Source organism: Serratia fonticola, assembly GCF_001006005.1.
Lineage (GTDB): Bacteria > Pseudomonadota > Gammaproteobacteria > Enterobacterales > Enterobacteriaceae > Chania > Chania fonticola.
Genome location: NZ_CP011254.1, coordinates 561967 through 580333 on the forward strand (window position 1 = coordinate 561967; position 18367 = coordinate 580333).

Here is an 18367-nt window from a genome sequence, read left to right on the forward strand (position 1 = left end):
GCGGGCGCGGCATGTGGCACCCCCTACGACGTAGTGAATCGGTCAAGTTTTGGCAGCAACGCCATGGTTGCTGAAATATTCGGCCGTAGGGACGCCGCATGTGCGCCCGTTTGACAACTACACTGGTTTTAGGCGAGCCAGTCCGGCAGATCGTTGAGCCCCATGGCCTGCCGCACCAGTTTCGGCTTCACGCCCGGCAGGCTGTCTGCCAGCCTCAAGCCCACGTCACGCAGCAGTTTCTTCGCCGGGTTATGGCCTGCAAACAGTTCGCGGAACCCTTGCATGCTCGCCAGCATAACTGCAGCACCGTGCTTGCGGCGGCGCTCATAACGGCGCAGATACAGGTGTTGACCAATATCCTTGCCCTGACGCTGCAGACGCTTCAGCTCGGATATCAACTCGGCGGCGTCCATAAAGCCCAGGTTTACGCCCTGCCCGGCCAGCGGATGCACGGTGTGTGCCGCATCCCCTACCAGCGCCAGACGATGGGCGGCAAAGCTGCGGGCGTATCGCCCGGTAAGCGGGAAGGTCAGCCGCTCGCTTTCGAGCTGGCAGTTACCCAAACGCATATCGAAGGTCATTGCCAGTTCCCGGTTAAAGGCTTCCGGTTCCAGCTGTTGCAGCCGTTCAGCTTCTTCTGGCGCAACCGACCAGACGATCGAACTCAAATGCGGATCGCTAAACGGCAGGAAGGCCAGGATCCCTTCGCCATGAAACATCTGGCGGGCCGTGGCCAAATGGGGCTCTTCGGTGCGAATGGTGGCCACCAGCGCGCTGTGGCGGTAGTCCCAGAAGGTCAACGGGATATCGGCGTGCTGGCGCAGCCAGGAGTTGGCTCCGTCGGCCCCGATCATCAGTCGGGCGGTTAACATGCGGCCATCTTCCAGTGTGACGAAGGCGTCGTTTTCCCCCCATGCCACCTGTTTCAGCGCGGCCGGAGCGAGCAGCGTCACATCGGCCAAGGTGGCCGCCTTGTGCCACAGCGCCTGCTGGATCACCTCGTTTTCAATGATATGGCCGAGATGGCTGAAACCACATTCGTCGCCGCGAAACGCGATCTTACCGAAGCTGTCACGATCCCAGACTTCCATCGCGTTATACGGGCTGGCGCGCAGGTTGCGGATCTCATCCCACACGCCAATGCTTTGCAGCAAGCGCTCACTGGCGGCGTTAATGGCAGATACGCGCAACGCGGGTTGTTCTGGCAACGGCGATAGTTCCGGCTGCCGTTGTTCCAGCACCGCGACGCGCAGGCCACTTCCCTGCAAGCCGCAGGCCAGTGCCAATCCCACCATACCGCCACCGGCGATAATCACATCAAATGATTGCATGCTGCTTGAGTTCCTTAAATTTGCCCCTCACCCCAACCCTCTCCCACAGGGAGAGGGAGCTGATTTGGTGACTTTTATCAAAATATTGCCCCACTTCGGCAAGGTGGTAGGGCAAAAATTAGTGTTCATCCCAACGTCGGCCTAACTCTATCCCACTAGGGAGAGGGAACTGATTCGGTGACCGTTATCAATATCTTGCCCCACTTCGACAAGGAATATGAGGGAATAAATTAGCGTTCAACCCAACCTAACGTGCGTTTGGCAAAGGCATCGCGCATGGCCGGTAGCTGCTCCATTGCCATCAGCCCCAGATTACGCCCGGCGACCAGCGGCGCGTAGCTATTGGCAAACAGGCGGATCAAACCGTCGGTGACGCCAATAGTCGCCTGCTGATCCTGTTGCCGACGTTGCTGATACTGGCTCAATAACGCATAGGCACCCAAATCGGTGCCAGCCTGCGCGGCTTCTGCCAAGGTTTCCGCCAGCGACATCACGTCTCGCAAGCCCAGGTTGAATCCCTGCCCGGCGATCGGATGCAGCGTCTGCGCCGCGTTGCCAACCAGCGCCAGACGGTGGCTAACGTGCTGATTGGCCTTCAGCAGGCTAAGAGGGTAACTGTGGCGCTTACCCGCCTTCAGCATCTTGCCCAGCCGCCAGCCGAAGGCCTGTTGCAGCTCACTGAGAAAACGCTCATCACTCCAGCTATCGACCTGTTCACGATTTTCCCGTGCATGGCACCAAACCAACGAGCTACGCCCACCAGACATCGGCAACAGCGCCAACGGCCCGTAGCGGGTGAAACGTTCGAACGCACGCCCTTGCGGAGCCTCGGCCGTCGAAACGTTGGCAATGGTGGCAAACTGCGGGTAATCACTCTGCTGCCACTGGATATTGCAGGCCTGCGCCAGCGCCGAACGTGAACCGTCCGCCGCCACCAGCAACTGGCCCGTCAGGCGCTGCCCGTTATCCAACTGCACTTCAGCACGATCGGCGGTGCGCAGCACGTCGACCACTTTGGCCGGACAATGCAGAGTGACCCCAGGGGCCTTCGCCAGCAGAGCAAACAACCGCTGCCCAGCGTCGTGCAGTTCAATCACCTGCCCCAACGCCTCCACCTGATAGTCTTGCGCGTGCAGGTTCACAAAACCGGCATGCCCGCGATCGCTGACGTGGACGTGAGTGATTGCCGTGGCACAGTCCCGCAAGGCAGCCCAAACGCCGATACGCGCCAGCTGTTGGCAGGTTCCCTGCGCCAGAGCGATAGCCCGTGCATCAAAACCTGGATGCGCACGATCGTCCGGCCGGGTGGCCTCCACCAGATCGACGGCCACCTTGCCCTGCGTCAGTGATGAAATCGCCAGCGCCAACGTAGCGCCCGCCATCCCACCGCCCACAATGATTACGCTCATGTTATCTGGCCGCCGCCATCAGGGCTTCAATCGCGTCGGCATCTTTCACCACGCTGGCGGTCAAATTCTCATTGCCGTCTTGGGTGATCAGGATGTCATCTTCGATGCGAATACCGATACCGCGATACTCCTGCGGCACATCGGCATCTGGTGCGATATACAGGCCAGGTTCTACCGTCAACACCATGCCAGGCTCCAGCACGCGATCGCGGCTCGCTGAGCCATAGTGGCCCACGTCATGCACATCCAGCCCCAACCAATGGCTCAGGCCGTGCATAAAGAACTGGCGGTGTGCCTGCTCGGCAAACAGCTGTTCCACGTCGCCCTTCATCACGCCCAGCTCCACCAACCCGGCGATCATGATGCGCACGACCTGATCGTTCACTTCGCGAATGCTGATCCCCGGTTTAAACATTTCCAGCGCCTTGTTGATCGACGCCAGCACGATGTCATATACCTCACGCTGCGGCTTGCTGAACTTGCCGTTGACCGGGAAAGTACGGGTGATATCGCCAGCATAACCACGATATTCACAACCGGCATCAATCAGCACCAAATCGCCATCACGCATTTCACATTCGTTTTCGGTGTAATGCAGGATGCAGCCATTCTCTCCGCTGCCGACAATGGTGTTGTAAGACGGGAAACGGGCACCCAGGCGATTAAACTCGTGCAGGATCTCCCCTTCTAGCTGATATTCGAACATGCCCGGGCGGCACTTTTCCATCGCACGGGTATGTGCCATGGCGCTGATCTCACCGGCGCGGCGCATAACGGCAACTTCTTCTGCCGATTTGAACAGGCGCATGTCATGCAACCAAGGACGGTAATCCGTCAGGGTTGCAGGAGCTTCCAGATTCTGACGGAAGCCTTTACGCAGTTTATCCAGCGCGCCGAACAGGATTTCATCGGCATAGGCATATTGCCCCTGCGCGTGATACACCACGTCCAGGCCGTTGAGCAGCAGGTGCAGTTGATCGTTGATTTCGTCGAAGGCCAGCGCGCGGTCTACCCCCAGCTTGGCCGGAGCCGCGTCTTGCCCCAAACGGCGGCCAAACCAGATTTCTGCCGTCAGATCGCGTACGCGGTTGAACAGCACGCTGTGGTTATGAGTTTCATCACTCTTCACCAGGATCAGCACCGCTTCCGGCTCGTTGAAACCGGTCAGATACCAGAAATCACTGTTCTGACGATAAGGATATTCAGAGTCTGCACTACGCGTCGCTTCCGGTGCGGCAAAAATCACTGCCGCGCTGGCCGGAGCCATCTGTGCCAACAAAGCCTGACGGCGTTTATGAAATTCCTGCTGGGTCATCACATCTCCTGAAATCGGTTTATGCCACCTGCTGAACGCGGTCAGTAGGGGTTATCAGCGCTCTCGGCCAACGGACGTGGGATCCGCCGGTCAGTGCAACGTTGGCCTTTTATTTTCCGGGGCCGTCGGTTTCTGACGGGTAAATTCAGTATGGCAAAGCAGCGCAGCAACGCGCACGTACTCCACCACTTCTTCCAACGACTGTTCCAGTTCTTCCTGGTCTTCGCCTTCGTCATAACCCAGTTGAGCGATATTACGCAGATCGTCGATCGCTTCGCCCACTTCATCTTTCACCTGCGCCAACTTCGGCTGCATCATGCCCAGCCCCAACAGGAAATGGTTTACCCAACCTGCCAAGGCATCCGCACGGTCAAACACGCTGACGGTTTCGCCTTCCGGCATCATCAGTTGGAACATGAACTCGTCATCTTCCAGCGTATCACGAGTGATTTCATGCAGCTGCTGTAACGGTTGGCTCAACGCCTGCGGGAAGGCAATGCCCTCGTTGGTCAGATCAAACACCAGCGTCTGCCAGCTGGCGTCACGGTTGCCGCCGCACAGCAGGCCACTGATCAAACCGTGCATCTCAGCGGCGGTCAAAGCAACCGCCTGCTGGTTAAGAGCCACGGTCAAAGATTGGTAACTTGGAAATGTATTCTGTATAGACATGCGCATTCGTCATCGTTGGCAGGATAAGTTCGTGTTATGCTACCACCAAGGTCCGTTGGTATACCAGTTGAGGCAACACCTCAGTGGCTAGTTATAATCAGCGCAGTCCGGGCAAACGTACGGTAAATACGCATTTTGCAACCGTTTTTTGTCTGGTAATGTTAGGCGCGGTAGATTACAACCAGGTACTGAAAAAGTGTTGAATCTTGGTACCCAGGTATATATAGTGACGCCCGCTTCGGCAGCCCGGCAATGGCTGACCGGTGCTGGCGCGAAATTTAGGCAGGAAGGTGGCATGTCTGCACAACCGGTAGATATTCAAATTTTTGGCCGCTCGTTAAGAGTCAATTGCCCGCCAGAACAACAAGATGCGTTGAACATGGCAGCAGAAGATCTTAACCAACGGTTGCAAGATCTTAAAGTTCGCACTAGAGTCACAAATACAGAGCAGCTCGTATTTATCGCAGCATTGAACGTCTGTCACGAACTTGCTCAAGAACGCTTGAAAACGCGTGACTATGCGGCCAATATGGAACAACGAATTCGTATGCTGCAACAGACCATTGAACAAGCGCTGCTTGAACAGGGTCGCATCTCTGAACGTCAGGATGCACAATTCGAATAACTTAAGTTGCTGGAGTTGAAGGCTCCGGCAATGAGTGAAAAATTTCTCTGAGATGTTTGCCAGCGGGCCAGTCCCCTGAGCCGATATTTAGTACCAACAGAATGTGATGATCCACGATCGGTGTGCATGCTCGGCCCGTCCGAGAAGCCTTAAGATTGTGACAGCACGTTCACCTTGAACCATGGGTTCAAGGGTTACAGCCTGCGACGGCATCTCGGAGATCCCTTCACCTGCGTTTTCAGTGTGTTAACTCACCACTACTGGCGAATCTAACACTATGTCTTTGCAACCTCAGTTCGCTCAGCAACGCCAACTCATCCGTAACGAAATACGTCAACGACGCCGTGCCTTAACGCCCGCTCAACAGCATGATTTCGCCCAGCAAATGGCCAGCAATATTGCGCAGCATCCACGCATTCAGGCAGCCAGGTACATCGCGGCATTTCTCTCTTTTGATGGTGAACTAGATACTGGCCCGCTGATCGAGCAGCTGTGGCAACTGGGTAAACAGGTTTATCTGCCGGTTTTGCATCCGTTCAGCCCCGGTAACTTGCTGTTCCTGCATTACACCGCGCAAACATCACTGGTTAGCAACCGCTTCAACATTCTTGAGCCAGCGCTCGATGTCCGCCACGTCTTGCCGGTGTCGCTGTTGGATGTGGTATTGACACCGCTGGTCGCCTTCGATTCGGCAGGGCAACGTCTGGGGATGGGCGGCGGGTTTTACGATCGCACCTTACAAAACTGGCAGCACGCAGGCCCCTATCCGATGGGGATTGCGCACGATTGCCAACGGGTTAGCGCCTTGCCGGTGGAGCAATGGGATATCCCTCTGCCAGAAATTATTACCCCGTCACAAAGCTGGGCCTGGCCGCTCTCCACATAGCAAAAGGCCGGATTGCTCCGGCCTCAGATGGTTCGTCGTAGGGGCGCCGCATGCTGCGCCCGTTGTATGGCCAGTTAGAGCAACAGGCGGGCGCGGATAGTCCCTTCGATCGCTTTCATACGTTGCAACGCGGCATCCGCACGTTCGGTTTCCGCTTCGATATCGATAACCACGTAGCCGATTTCCGAGCTGGTCTGCAGATACTGGGCCGCGATGTTCACCCCTTCTTCGGCGAAGATCTGGTTAATCTGCGTCAGGATACCTGGGCGGTTTTCATGAATATGCAGCAAACGGCTGGCGTTCGGGCCATGAGCTGGCAGCGACACCTCTGGGAAGTTGACCGCAGACAGCGTTGAGCCGTTATCGGAATACTTCGCCAGCTTGCCAGCCACCTCATCACCGATGTTCTCCTGCGCTTCCTGGGTTGAACCGCCGATATGCGGCGTCAACAGCACGTTATCGAACTCGCACAGTGGAGAATTGAACGGATCGCTGTTGGTTGCCGGCTCTTCCGGGAACACGTCGATTGCCGCACCGGCCAGATGGTCGCTCGCCAAGGCGTTACACAGTGCCGGGATATCCACCACGGTGCCGCGTGAGGCGTTGATCAGGATCGCACCTGGCTTCATCAGCGCCAGCTCTTCGGTGCCGATCATGTTCTTGGTCGACAGCGTTTCCGGCACGTGCAGCGTGACCACGTCGCTCATATTGAGCAGATCGGACAGATGGCGCACCTGTTGGGCATTACCCAGCGGCAGCTTGTTCTCGATGTCGTAGAAGAACACCTTCATCCCCAGGCCTTCCGCCAGGATGCCGAGCTGAGTCCCGATATGGCCGTAGCCGATGATCCCCAGTTTCTTGCCCCGTGCTTCATACGAGCCTACGGCCAGTTTCTGCCACTGGCCACGGTGTGCCTTGGCGTTGGCCGTTGGGATCCCACGCAGCATCAACAGCAGCTCACCCAGCACCATTTCGGCCACGGATCGAGTATTGGAGAAAGGCGCGTTAAACACCGGAATGCCGCGTTTGGTCGCCGCTTTCAAATCAACCTGGTTGGTGCCGATACAGAAACAGCCCACCGCGACCAGCTTCTCTGCGGCCGCGAAGACTTCCTCGGACAGATGCGTGCGCGATCGGATACCTACGAAGTGTGCATCACGGATCGATGCTTTCAGCGCTTCGGTGTCTAACGCACCTTTGTGATATTCGATGTTGCTATATCCGGCAGCACGCAGGTTATCTACGGTGCTCTGATGAACCCCTTCTACCAACAGGAACTTAATCCTGTCTTTCTCCAATGATACTTTTGCCATTTACCCGACCCTATAATCAGACTTCAGAAGCGGCTGTTTTCCCCTTTATACCCGCCATCCTTTAAACCACACGACGGGGATAGCTTTCAAATTGCCACCACACTGGCAGCAACCCAAAATCAACAGCACGTCCCTCCAACATAACAAAAATAACGCGCCCGGCAATACAAACGATTGCCTACCCGTTAGCACAAGGCTCAGCGATGTCGGTGCTTTCTGGTGGAAAATGCCATTGGGAAAGATTTAGGCAGAAGCTTAACGGAGGTTATTAACGGAATGTGACATATGTCACCAAATTCGTCGATTTTGAGAAAAGATATTTTAAGACAAGAATTATGACGGGCACGATCGGGATAGGGGCTGACCTCACGATCAGCCTCCTCCCACACCACCGTACATACGGGTCCGTATACGGCGGTTCGGTTATGTTTATCGCCGCCTGCTTACAGTTCTGGCAGGCCCAGTTTGATGAACAGCTGGTTGGGAAGGGCTATGCTCAGCGCCGGGCTATTACTTATCCGCCACTGTTTATGGCTGCTTCCCACCGTCCGCGCCGCCAGGTCTTTCCTTACATCCCGCCGCCGCAGCTCTTTATAACGCTTGCTGCCTGTTTTCCACTGTTTCCAGAGTACACTTCGCAGCCTGCGTCTTATCCATCCGTTCAGCTCTCGCATTATCGACGGCCACTCGTTCATCCCGTAGTAACTTTTCCATCCCATCAGATACCGCTTTAATGGCTGGATTAGCTGCTCAAGACTTCTCCCTGTGTTGCGCCCCGTCAGTTCCCTTACCCGCACTTTGAACCGTTTCACTGCGTCCGGCGACACCACGCACCTGACCTTTCTGCCCCTTCTGAAGCTGTAACCCAGGAACTTACGCGTTTCCGGCTGCGCTACCGCGCTCTTCTTCGCGTTCACCTTCAGTTTCAGTTTTCGGCTCAGCCAATGTGTCAGCCCCTCCATCACACGGCGGCCTGCCCGTTCGCTTTTCACGTAGATATTGCAGTCATCTGCGTAACGCACGAACTTCAGGCCACGTTTCTCCAGTTCCTTATCGAAGTCGTCCAGTAGCACATTCGATAACAACGGCGACAGTGGGCCGCCCTGCGGCGTCCCTTCTGTCACCGGCCTTACCAGACCGGCCTCCATCACACCTGCGTTCAGGAACCGGCGGATAAGTGACAGCGCCCGTTTATCCGTTACCCGTTTCGCTATCCGGCTCATCAGCACGTCGTGATTTACCCGATCAAAGAACTTCTCCAGATCGAGATCGACTACCCAGTGATACCCAGAACCGATATAGTCCTGAGCCTGTTTCACTGCCTGATGGGCCGAGCGTCCGGGCCGGAACCCATAGCTGTTATCGCTGAACGACGCATCCCACTGCCGTTGCAGTTCCTGCATCACCGCCTGCTGGATAAAGCGATCGACTACCGTCGGGATACCCAACAGGCGTTCGCCGCCCCCGGGTTTCGGGATGCTCACTCTTCTCACAGGGGATGGGCAGTAACTGCCGGACAGCAGTTGCGCTTTCAGTTCCGGCCAGTGGCGTTTCAGGTAGTCCGGCAGATCGCTTACGCTCATGCCGTCACTTCCCGCCGCACCTTTATTGGCTTTCACTCTTTTCAGGGCTTGCTTGAGATTGACGGGTTCACAGATGGCTTCCATCAGCCATTCTGCTGACGACGGACTTTCTCTGGTCGTCGGTGCCTGTACGGTTTCAGCCCCCTGAGAGCCGACGTTCGGGGCTTCACCCCGTCTTTCTGCTTCAGGGCCGCGATGCGTTTTCTGCTGCATGACCGTTCAGAACCTCCGCTGATACTTGTCACTCATTACCGTTCGGGCCTTCGGACAGTCCTGTCCTACTATGCCCTCTGCTGACTCCTGTCCGCCGATCAGCGCACCTTACGGTGCGCTCAGTTCTGAATGCAGAACGCCGGACAGGCCTCCCGGGGTAAGCTCAGCCGCTTTCACCACACACCTGCCAGATCTACCCCCCCGACTCTTGATGGTTATGGCCTTTGCAATCAAACGCTTGCTCCGCCAGCCGGGTAGGCCTCATATCTGATTTCTGTTCGTCAGGTCATGGTTTTGCTCCACGCTTCCTTCAGACCCCGCCTCACGACGACGCCCTTGCGCTTCACTAGTCCTTCGCCACCATCAGGCTGGACAGGGGACTTTCACCCCCGAGCTGCTGAGCATGCCCGGCACACGTTAAAGGGCGCAGCATGCAGCGCCCCTACTTAGTGAACAGGCTGGGATTGCTCAACCTGTTAACGGCCAGATTATCTGACCACTTTTTTTACGCCATCCGGCGTGCCGACCAGTGCAACGTCCGCGCCACGGTTGGCAAACAGACCCACGGTAACCACACCTGCGATGCTGTTGATCTTATTTTCCAACGCGATAGCGTCAAGGATTTCCAGGTTGTGCACGTCCAGGATCACGTTGCCGTTATCGGTTAACACGTTCTGGCGGTATTCCGGCAGGCCGCCCAGTTTGACCAGCTCACGCGCTACGTAGGAGCGGGCCATCGGGATCACTTCTACCGGCAGCGGGAATTTACCCAGCACATCAACCTGCTTGGTGGAATCGACAATGCAGATAAACTGACGGGCAATGGCAGCAATGATCTTCTCACGGGTCAACGCTGCGCCACCGCCTTTAATCATCTGCATGTGGCCGTTGATTTCATCGGCACCGTCCACGTAGATATCCAACGAATCCACTTCATTGCTATCAAAAACGTGGATCCCCAGGCTTTTCAGCTTGGCGGTCGACGCGTCTGAGCTGGATACTGCGCCTTCGATCTGGTGTTTGATCGAACCCAACGCATCGATAAAGTGAGCCGCAGTAGAGCCGGTGCCCACGCCCACGATAGTGCCAGGCTTCACGAATTCCAATGCTGCCCAGCCTACCGCTTTTTTCAGTTCATCCTGAGTCATGATGTCTCATTGCCTATATACGAAAACGTGTGCGTATTATAGGGTAAATCACTGACGGCAACTTAGGCTAAAACACACTTATTTAACCTGACGCACATTTCTGCCCTTCCCTACGGCGCCCGCGCTGAAAAGAGCGGCGGGATTTTTTCACCTGAGAAAGTGCAAAAATGTGGCATAGTGCCTGAATCAATTTACTAAAAGGGATCTTCTCTCCGATGAAACGCCCAGACTATAGAACGCTGCAAGCGCTGGACGCGGTGATCCGTGAGCGTGGCTTTGAGCGCGCGGCACAAAAACTTTGCATCACCCAATCGGCGGTATCCCAGCGCATCAAACAGTTGGAAAACCTGTTCGGCCAACCGCTACTGGTACGCACCGTGCCACCGCGCCCAACCGAGCAGGGTCAAAAACTGCTGGCCTTGCTGCATCAGGTCGAGCTGCTGGAAGAGGAGTGGTTAGGGAATGACAATGGGGTCGATACGCCGCTGTTGCTGTCACTGGCAGTCAACGCCGACAGCCTGGCAACCTGGCTGTTACCGGCGCTAAAACCGGTGCTGGCCGATTCTCCTGTACGTCTGAATTTGCAGGTGGAAGACGAAACCCGCACGCAGGAACGTCTGCGCCGGGGGGAAGTGGTGGGTGCGGTGAGTATCCAGCCGCAGCCGCTGCCGAGCTGCCTGGTCGATCGGTTGGGCGCGCTGGACTATCTGTTTGTCGCCTCGAAAGCCTTTGCCGATCGCTATTTCCCTAATGGCGTGACCCGTTCTGCCCTGCTGAAGGCACCGGCGGTGGCTTTCGATCATCTCGATGATATGCATCAGGCGTTTTTACAGCAGAACTTCGATCTCTCGCCGGGCAGCGTTCCCTGCCATATCGTTAACTCGTCAGAGGCATTTGTTCAGTTGGCACGGCAAGGCACCACCTGCTGTATGATCCCGCATTTGCAGATTGAGAGAGAGCTGGCTAGCGGAGAACTGATCGACCTGACTCCGGGCCTGTTTCAGCGCCGTATGCTGTTCTGGCACCGCTTTGCGCCGGAGAGCCGCATGATGCGTAAGGTCACCGATGCGCTGCTGTCTCACGGGCATCAGGTATTAAGGCAGGATTAAAGGCGCGGCATAACACCGCGCCATGGCAAGAGATTGCTTACTGCGCGGCGTTGGTTTTCAGCTCAAATACCACGTCCACCTGATCGTCAAAGTGGATGCTTTGCTGTTCGTAAGTCTGAGCGGCATCGCTTTCCGGTGCCGCAGAAGCGGCCTTAAACATGCGTGCGACTGGCATCGGCTGGTAGTTGGCAACGTGATAGCGAATGCTGTACACCGGCCCCAGCTTGGCCTTAAAGCCCTGCGCCAACGATGCGGCTTGCTGAGTGGCATTTTCAATCGCTTTCTGACGCGCCTGTTCGCGATAAACCTCTGGCTTGGCCACCCCAAGCTCAACCGCACGAATTTCGTTCAAACCCGATTTCAGCGCACCGTCCAACAGCTCGTTGAGTTTATCCAACTGGCGCAAGGTCACCTGCACCTGGCGCACGGCCTGGTAGCCTTTCAGCTGCGATTCGCCGGTTTTCAGATAGTCATATTCTGGCTGGGTACGCAGGTTGGCCGCATTGATATCTTTCTTTTCAATGCCGTTTTTCTGCAGGAAGTCAAAATACTGCGCTACGCGTTCATCAACCTGTTTTTTCGCCTGGGCGGCATCTTTGGCAGAGACGCTAACTTCGATCGCCAGTGTGGCAATATCCGGGGTGGCGTCTACGCTGGCCGTGCCGGAAGTGACCACGTGCGGCCCTTCAGGTACTTCTGCTGCCTGCAGCGCCAGAGGTAACGTGCCTAATCCAATCATTGCGGCCATGGCCAATGCTTTAAGCTTCACAGTGTCTCCTTGAATGACTAAATGCTTGCCTTCAAAGCTAACACATCCTGCCGCCCTTGGAATTCGGATTAGTGACAAATATAAGGGCTAATCGGGCTGTAGGGGCGCAGCATGCGGCGCCCCTACGGTCAAAGATAGTTGATTATTACCAATTAGCGGTTAGCCCATGCCAGGCCAATTGCAGTGCAATGACCCACATCACCAGCCCGACCAGAACGTTGATAATCCGTTGTGCCGTCAGGGTTTTCAACCATGGAGCCAGCCATGAGGCCAGCAATGCCAAGGCAAAGAACCAGACGACCGAAGCACTGACCGCGCCAAGGGCAAACCAGGAACGAATGTCTGGCGTCAGTTGCCCTCCCAGGCTGCCGAGCACCACAAAGGTATCGAGGTACACATGCGGGTTCAGCCAGGTGACAGCCAACATGGTCACCACAATGCGCCAGCGGTTTTGCTTCATCTCTTGCGCCGTAGCCAGTTCCAGATGTTGGCTAAACGCGGTGCGGAAAGCCCCCCAGCCGTACCACAACAGGAAAGCAACGCCGCCCCAGGTCACCAGCGCCAATAGCATAGGTGAACTGCTGAGCAAGGCGCTACCGCCAAAAATACCGGCGCAAATCAGAATGATATCGCTCAACGCACACAGCGAGGCGGTCATCAGATGATAATGGCGACGGATCCCCTGGTTCATCACAAACACGTTTTGTGGGCCAAGCGGCAGGATCATCGCGGCGCTCAAGGCAAAGCCTTGCAGATAGATGGCTAACATGGTGTTCCTTCTGGAAATATCAGCGCCGGGAATGCGGCGTGTGCTGTTCAACACGCGCATCATACGAAGAGAAAATTATTAGGGGAAATGGATATTTCTAATCAGGCATCAGTAATACTAATGCTCAATCGTTACGGCGATGATCGATCCACTCTTCAATCTGGATCGGGAAGACATCCGGCGCCTTTCTCAACATCCGCCGCACCAGGTCCAGCACGGTATGTTGCGATAGCGCCTCTTCCATACGTTGCTGGGCAATATTCATCACCTGGCGCACGCCGCAGATGCCTTCACAGGCCCAGTCGGGCGCAGGTTCATCAAAGACAGCCAAGCGTTGGCGGATTTCTTTGCAGTCGAAGATGGCCTTTTCACCGTCGATAGCCGCCACGATATCCAGCACGGTGATCTGATCGGCCGGTTTGGCCAGCCGGAAGCCACCGCCCTTACCCTCGCTGCTTTCAACCAACTTAGCCTTGGAAAACTTGGTGAATATCTTGGCCAGGTAGTCATAAGGCACGCCCTGCAATTCGGCGATTTCACGCACGCTCATCTCACGCCCTTCGCCTTTGCTATCGACCATACACATCAGGCTATGGATGCCATACTCCACCCCGGAACTGTAGAACGCCATGTTATCTCCGCGCGATTAATTCTGAGTTAGATAGTAATTTCTTCCCTTCAGCGATGCAATGCCAGCATGCAGCCACACCATAAAAATTTAAAACACAATAAAATTCAAATAATTAAACAAACCACACCCACGATTACTGGTAAAAGGCTTGATGATCTTAACTGCGATCAATATATTCGTAGTTATAAGATTGAGCCAATTTACAGATGAAACAACAGCGGAGTGACAGCATGAAACAACAAATTCTTATCCTGGGTGCCGGTTTTGCAGGGATGTGGGCGGCATTGAGCGCGGCACGATTAACCGATCTCCACGATCGTCACGATATCGAGATCACCGTGCTGTCCCCTCAGGCAGAGCTGCGTGTTCGCCCCCGTTTCTATGAGTCCGAAGTGGAAAACTACGCCGCTCCGCTGCTGCCATTATTCGCAGTAACCGGGGTAAAATTTATCACCGGGGTTGCCAGTGAGATTGATAGCGCCAGCCAGCAGGTTTGGTACCACAACGAGCAGGACCAACTGACTGCCGTACGTTACGATCGCCTGATCATGGCGACCGGTAGCCACATCGCTCATGCCTTGCCTGGAGCACAGCAGCACGCCTTCGACGTCGATCAAATGGAGAGTGCAGCCCGCCTGGAGCGGCATCTTGCTACGTTGGCCGAGCAGCCTGAGAGCGCCGCACGTAATACCGTCATCGTTTGTGGCGGCGGCTTTACCGGTATTGAGGTGGCCACCGAAATGCCATCACGCTTACGGGCGATCCTCGGTGATTCAGCTGCAATTCGTGTGATTGTCGTCGATCGCAGCCCGGTGGCGGGAGGCCGTTACAGCGAACAACTGCGCGACGTGATTAGCCAAGCCTCGCTAGAGCTAGGCGTCGAGTGGCGACTGAATAGCGGGATTAAGGCCATTGACGAGAGCGGGCTGACGCTGAAAAACGGCGAACATATCGCCTCCAGCACCGTGATTTTAACCGTGGGCGTACAGGCCAGTCCGTTAACCCGGCAAATCCCGGGTGAGCGCGATCCGCAAGGCAGGCTGCACGTCGATCAGCACTTAAAAGTGATAGGGCAGAACGCGGTTTATGCGACCGGCGATGTCGCCTTTGCCAGTACTGACGATCAAGGCAATCACGCCCTGATGACCTGCCAGCACGCCATTATGTTAGGGCGCTTTGTCGGCCATAACGTCGCCGCCGATCTGATCGGTATTGAACCCTTGCCCTACCGCCAGGTGAATTACGTTACCTGTCTGGATCTGGGAACCTGGGGCGCGGTCTACAGCGAAGGTTGGGATCAGGTGGTGAAATTCACCAAAGAAGAGGGAAAGAAAATCAAAGTCTCCATTACCAACGAGTTGATCTATCCCCCGCAGGCGGAACGTGAAGTGGCCTTTGCCGCTGCCGATCCGTTAGCTCCGTTTGTTTGATTGAAATCCGTTCCCTCACTACAAAGTGAGGGAACGTCAGATCATTACTCCGGCTGTTCTGCCGCTTTCGCGACATGGCGGACATGCACGTCCATCTGCGGGAATGGAATACCGATCTGGTGGGCATCCAGCTGACGCTTGAAGTTTTCCATCAGATCAAAGTACACGTTCCAGTACTCGGCATTGGTGGTCCAGGAGCGAGTCACAAAGTTCAGTGAAGAAGGTGCCATCTCATTGAGGCGAACCGTCACGCCTTTATCGTGCATGATGCGCTTATCTGCCGCGATCACATCACCCAACACTTTCTTCACCAGATCGATATCAGCGTCATAGGCCACACCGACCACGATATCCACACGGCGGTTTGGCTCACGGGAATAGTTGATGATATTGCCCGCGATGATTTTACCGTTCGGCACAACAATGGTTTTGTTATCTGAAGTACGCAGCGTGGTGGAGAAGATCTGCACCTGATCTACCGTACCTGAAACGCCACCCAGATCGACAAACTCCCCGGCCCGCAGCGGACGGAAGGCCACCAGTAGCACACCAGCCGCAAAGTTGGACAAGGAGCCTTGCAACGCCAAACCCACGGCCAGACCGGCCGCACCCAGAACGGCAATTACCGAGGTCGTCTGAACACCAACGCGCCCCAGCACCGCAATAAAGGTAAACGCCAGGATGCTGTAACGTGCCATCGCAGCCAGGAAATCCGCCACGGTGGCATCGATGCCACGCAGCTTCATCACACGGCTGAGCGCATTACTCACTACGCGAGCCACCACCGAACCAATAATGAAAATCACGATTGCGGCAACAATATTCACCGCATACTGGATCAGCATATCCTGATGATTGACTAGCCAACTGCTGGCATTGTTAATACCTTCTACTACGTTAAGTTCTTCCATTCTGACGTCCTACTTGAAATCCCCTAAGGGAGAAATGAGCAAAATATACTGACGAAACAATATCAGCAAGAAAACCACCGGCTAAGGGTAACCAACATTTTAACGTCGCGCCAACTGCCACAGGAAAAATCCTGCGCCACCGAAAAAAGTCGCTAGAAAGCTCTTAGATACAGCGGAATATACAAATATACAGCGGAGTGCCAACGGGCGTTACTTTAACAAGGAGATGTTACGGCAACGCACAGAAATATCCTAAAAAAAATGCCAGTAACCTTAAGTCACCAGCATTCAATATCACGCGGGCATGTGTAAACCATGCTACCGATACAGGGTGCCATTATTCCGGTTGTTCGGGCGGTTTCTCTATGTGGCGCACATGCACATCCATTTGCGGATAGGGAATGCCAATCTTGTGGGCATCTAACTGACGCTTAAAGTTTTCCATCAGGTCAAAATAGACGTTCCAATACTCCGCATTGGTGGTCCAGGAGCGAGTCACAAAATTCAGCGAAGACGGAGCCATTTCGTTTAAACGTACGGTGACCCCTTTGTCATGCATGATGCGCTTATCGCCCGCAATCACGTCACCCAGCACTTTTTTCACTACATCAATATCGGCGTCATAGGCCACTCCGACCACAATATCCACGCGGCGATTGGGTTCTCGGGAATAGTTGATGATATTGCCAGCGATGATTTTTCCATTGGGCACCATAATGATTTTGTTATCTGAAGTACGCAGAGTGGTAGAGAAAATATGCACCTGATAGACCGTACCAGCCACACTCCCCAGATCGACATACTCACCTGTGCGCATCGGGCGAAACACCACTAACACTACCCCTGCGGCAAAGTTGGACAGTGATCCTTGTAGCGCCAAGCCAATCGCCAACCCAGCGGCCCCCAGCACCGCAATCAATGAGGTGGTCTGCACGCCCACACGCCCCAATACGGCAATGAAGGTGAAGACCAGAATGCTGTAACGCACCATCGCAGCCAAGAAGTCAGAAACGGTGACATCAATACCGCGCAGCCTCATTACACGAGTGAGCATATTGCTGACAACACGGGCTATGATCGAACCAATAATGAAAATAACAAGCGCGGTAACGATGTTAACCGCATAACGAATCAACAGATCCTGATGATCTATCAACCAACTGCCGGCATGATTAATGCCTTCTACAACGTTGAGATCTTCCATTCATGTATTCCTACTTTATTTCCCCCAAATAGCGGGAATAGGCGAAATAAACCGACACTTAATGCCGGTCAGAAAACCGCAGCTTAAGGGTATGCAACATTTCAACCCGACGCCAATCGCCATAGGAAAAAACTCCTTTGGTATAACCACATAGCAATTCCCTTTACTGGCACGTGAACAGCGCCGGCCAGGTCAACTATGATGAAACTAGCCATACTGGCAAAATAAACGACAAGGAACGCGCAGTGATCGACCTTCCCCTCTCAATCAAGCACTATTGGCAAGTACGCCCCAGATTATTGATTTCGGTAGGTGCTGGGCTTGTGTGTGTCGGGCTGCTTCCTGCTCATCTGCCATGGCTGCAACGGCTGATCGTTGGTTGGAACGTGATGGCCTGGATCTATTTATTGTGCCTTTGGCATCTGATGCTGGGCTGCACACCACAACGTACCCGGCAATTGGCACGCAAGCAGGACGAGAGTGCCAGCCAGGTATTGGCGCTGGTCAGTTTGGGCTGCGTGGTGAGCATTCTGGCTATCCTGTTTGAATTGAGCACCGCCAAACAGGTCAGCGATTCGTTGAAAACGCTACATCTGGCCCTGACCGGCTCCACACTGGTGGTTTCCTGGCTGCTGCTACCCACGGCATTCACCATGCACTACGCCCATCTGTTTTACCGCCAGCGGGCCAATACGGAGGTGTTACCGCTATTGTTTCCCGGCAAGCTGACCGAGCCAAACTATTGGGACTTCGCTTATTTCTCCTTCACCATTGCCGTGGCGTCACAAACTGCCGACGTGGCCGTGGGCACCGCAGACGTGCGTAAAATTACCCTACTGCAATCGGTGATCTCTTTTGTCTTCAATATCTTGATACTGGGATTGTCGATTAACGTCGGGGCGGGGTTATTGGGGTAGCTGATTAGGTGAACGGGCGCAGCATGCAGCGCCCCTACGGTCGAACATGCTCGCCACTACAAATACATTGTCACGAGTCTTACCCTGTAGGGGCGCCGCATGCTGCGCCCGCTTCATCATAAAAAAGGCTCCCGA

General features: G+C 55.0%; 17 protein-coding genes and 1 other RNA gene. 6 read left to right on the plus strand and 12 right to left on the minus strand.

Annotated features, from left to right (window positions below; genetic code table 11):
* Positions 1-128 precede the first annotated feature (128 nt).
* The 4 genes from ubiI to WN53_RS02405 form a co-directional block, all read right to left on the minus strand.
* A complete protein-coding gene (ubiI, locus tag WN53_RS02390; RefSeq protein WP_024486379.1) occupies positions 129-1331 on the minus strand; it encodes an FAD-dependent 2-octaprenylphenol hydroxylase in 1203 nt (400 codons plus the stop codon).
* Positions 1332-1561: 230 nt separating this feature from the next.
* Positions 1562-2740: a 2-octaprenyl-6-methoxyphenyl hydroxylase gene (ubiH, locus tag WN53_RS02395; protein ID WP_024486380.1), complete on the minus strand. Its 1179-nt coding sequence runs from the start codon at positions 2738-2740 to the stop codon at positions 1562-1564.
* A gap of 1 nt (position 2741) precedes the next feature.
* A complete protein-coding gene (gene pepP, locus WN53_RS02400; protein WP_021806207.1) occupies positions 2742-4055 on the minus strand; it encodes a Xaa-Pro aminopeptidase in 1314 nt (437 codons plus the stop codon).
* A gap of 90 nt (positions 4056-4145) precedes the next feature.
* Positions 4146-4724 carry a YecA/YgfB family protein gene (locus tag WN53_RS02405; protein ID WP_024486381.1) on the minus strand — a complete coding sequence of 193 codons (579 nt, stop codon included), beginning with the start codon at positions 4722-4724 and terminating at the stop codon, positions 4146-4148.
* A gap of 295 nt (positions 4725-5019) precedes the next feature.
* Here WN53_RS02405 and zapA point away from each other — a divergent pair, with 295 nt between their 5' ends.
* From zapA to WN53_RS02415, 3 genes are all read left to right on the plus strand, one after another.
* Positions 5020-5349 carry a cell division protein ZapA gene (gene zapA, locus WN53_RS02410; protein ID WP_021179791.1) on the plus strand — a complete coding sequence of 110 codons (330 nt, stop codon included), beginning with the start codon at positions 5020-5022 and terminating at the stop codon, positions 5347-5349.
* 41 nt (positions 5350-5390) lie between these two features.
* A non-coding RNA gene (ssrS, locus tag WN53_RS27040) (6S RNA) lies at positions 5391-5574 on the plus strand.
* Positions 5575-5626: 52 nt separating this feature from the next.
* Entirely contained in the window at positions 5627-6235 is a 609-nt protein-coding gene (locus WN53_RS02415) for a 5-formyltetrahydrofolate cyclo-ligase (protein WP_024486382.1), read from the plus strand.
* 74 nt (positions 6236-6309) lie between these two features.
* On the opposite strand, the gene serA is transcribed toward WN53_RS02415, so the two are convergent.
* The 3 genes from serA to rpiA all read right to left on the minus strand — a co-directional run bounded on the left by serA (position 6310) and on the right by rpiA (position 10492).
* The gene (serA, locus tag WN53_RS02420) at positions 6310-7548 is read right to left on the minus strand and encodes a phosphoglycerate dehydrogenase (RefSeq protein WP_024486383.1); all 1239 of its coding nucleotides are present in this window, start codon (positions 7546-7548) and stop codon (positions 6310-6312) included.
* Between the two features lie 443 nt (positions 7549-7991).
* Positions 7992-9344 carry a group II intron reverse transcriptase/maturase gene (gene ltrA, locus WN53_RS02425; RefSeq protein ID WP_024487021.1) on the minus strand — a complete coding sequence of 451 codons (1353 nt, stop codon included), beginning with the start codon at positions 9342-9344 and terminating at the stop codon, positions 7992-7994.
* A 488-nt stretch (positions 9345-9832) separates the two neighbouring features.
* Positions 9833-10492 (minus strand): ribose-5-phosphate isomerase RpiA, encoded by a 660-nt coding sequence (gene rpiA, locus WN53_RS02430; protein WP_024485684.1) that lies wholly within the window; start codon positions 10490-10492, stop codon positions 9833-9835.
* Between the two features lie 215 nt (positions 10493-10707).
* On the opposite strand from rpiA, the gene WN53_RS02435 reads away from it, so the two are divergent.
* Positions 10708-11601: a LysR family transcriptional regulator ArgP gene (locus WN53_RS02435; RefSeq protein ID WP_021179788.1), complete on the plus strand. Its 894-nt coding sequence runs from the start codon at positions 10708-10710 to the stop codon at positions 11599-11601.
* A 37-nt stretch (positions 11602-11638) separates the two neighbouring features.
* Here the strand turns inward: WN53_RS02435 and WN53_RS02440 are convergent, their stop codons facing one another.
* From WN53_RS02440 to WN53_RS02450, 3 genes are all read right to left on the minus strand, one after another.
* Positions 11639-12370, minus strand: a complete 732-nt coding sequence (locus tag WN53_RS02440) for an oxidative stress defense protein (RefSeq protein WP_021806211.1) — start codon at positions 12368-12370, stop codon at positions 11639-11641.
* Positions 12371-12515: 145 nt separating this feature from the next.
* Positions 12516-13139 carry an arginine exporter ArgO gene (gene argO / locus WN53_RS02445; protein ID WP_024485683.1) on the minus strand — a complete coding sequence of 208 codons (624 nt, stop codon included), beginning with the start codon at positions 13137-13139 and terminating at the stop codon, positions 12516-12518.
* Positions 13140-13263: 124 nt separating this feature from the next.
* Positions 13264-13770 carry an RrF2 family transcriptional regulator gene (locus WN53_RS02450; RefSeq protein ID WP_021806214.1) on the minus strand — a complete coding sequence of 169 codons (507 nt, stop codon included), beginning with the start codon at positions 13768-13770 and terminating at the stop codon, positions 13264-13266.
* Positions 13771-14000: 230 nt separating this feature from the next.
* On the opposite strand from WN53_RS02450, the gene WN53_RS02455 reads away from it, so the two are divergent.
* Positions 14001-15200 (plus strand): NAD(P)/FAD-dependent oxidoreductase, encoded by a 1200-nt coding sequence (locus WN53_RS02455; protein WP_024485682.1) that lies wholly within the window; start codon positions 14001-14003, stop codon positions 15198-15200.
* 44 nt (positions 15201-15244) lie between these two features.
* On the opposite strand, the gene mscS (WN53_RS02460) is transcribed toward WN53_RS02455, so the two are convergent.
* Positions 15245-16111: a small-conductance mechanosensitive channel MscS gene (gene mscS, locus WN53_RS02460; RefSeq protein ID WP_024485681.1), complete on the minus strand. Its 867-nt coding sequence runs from the start codon at positions 16109-16111 to the stop codon at positions 15245-15247.
* A gap of 337 nt (positions 16112-16448) precedes the next feature.
* Complete coding sequence (gene mscS, locus WN53_RS02465) at positions 16449-17315, minus strand: small-conductance mechanosensitive channel MscS (protein ID WP_024485680.1); 867 nt, start codon at positions 17313-17315, stop codon at positions 16449-16451.
* Positions 17316-17563: 248 nt separating this feature from the next.
* Here mscS (WN53_RS02465) and WN53_RS02470 point away from each other — a divergent pair, with 248 nt between their 5' ends.
* Positions 17564-18232 (plus strand): DUF1345 domain-containing protein, encoded by a 669-nt coding sequence (locus WN53_RS02470; protein WP_024485679.1) that lies wholly within the window; start codon positions 17564-17566, stop codon positions 18230-18232.
* Positions 18233-18367 lie beyond the last annotated feature (135 nt).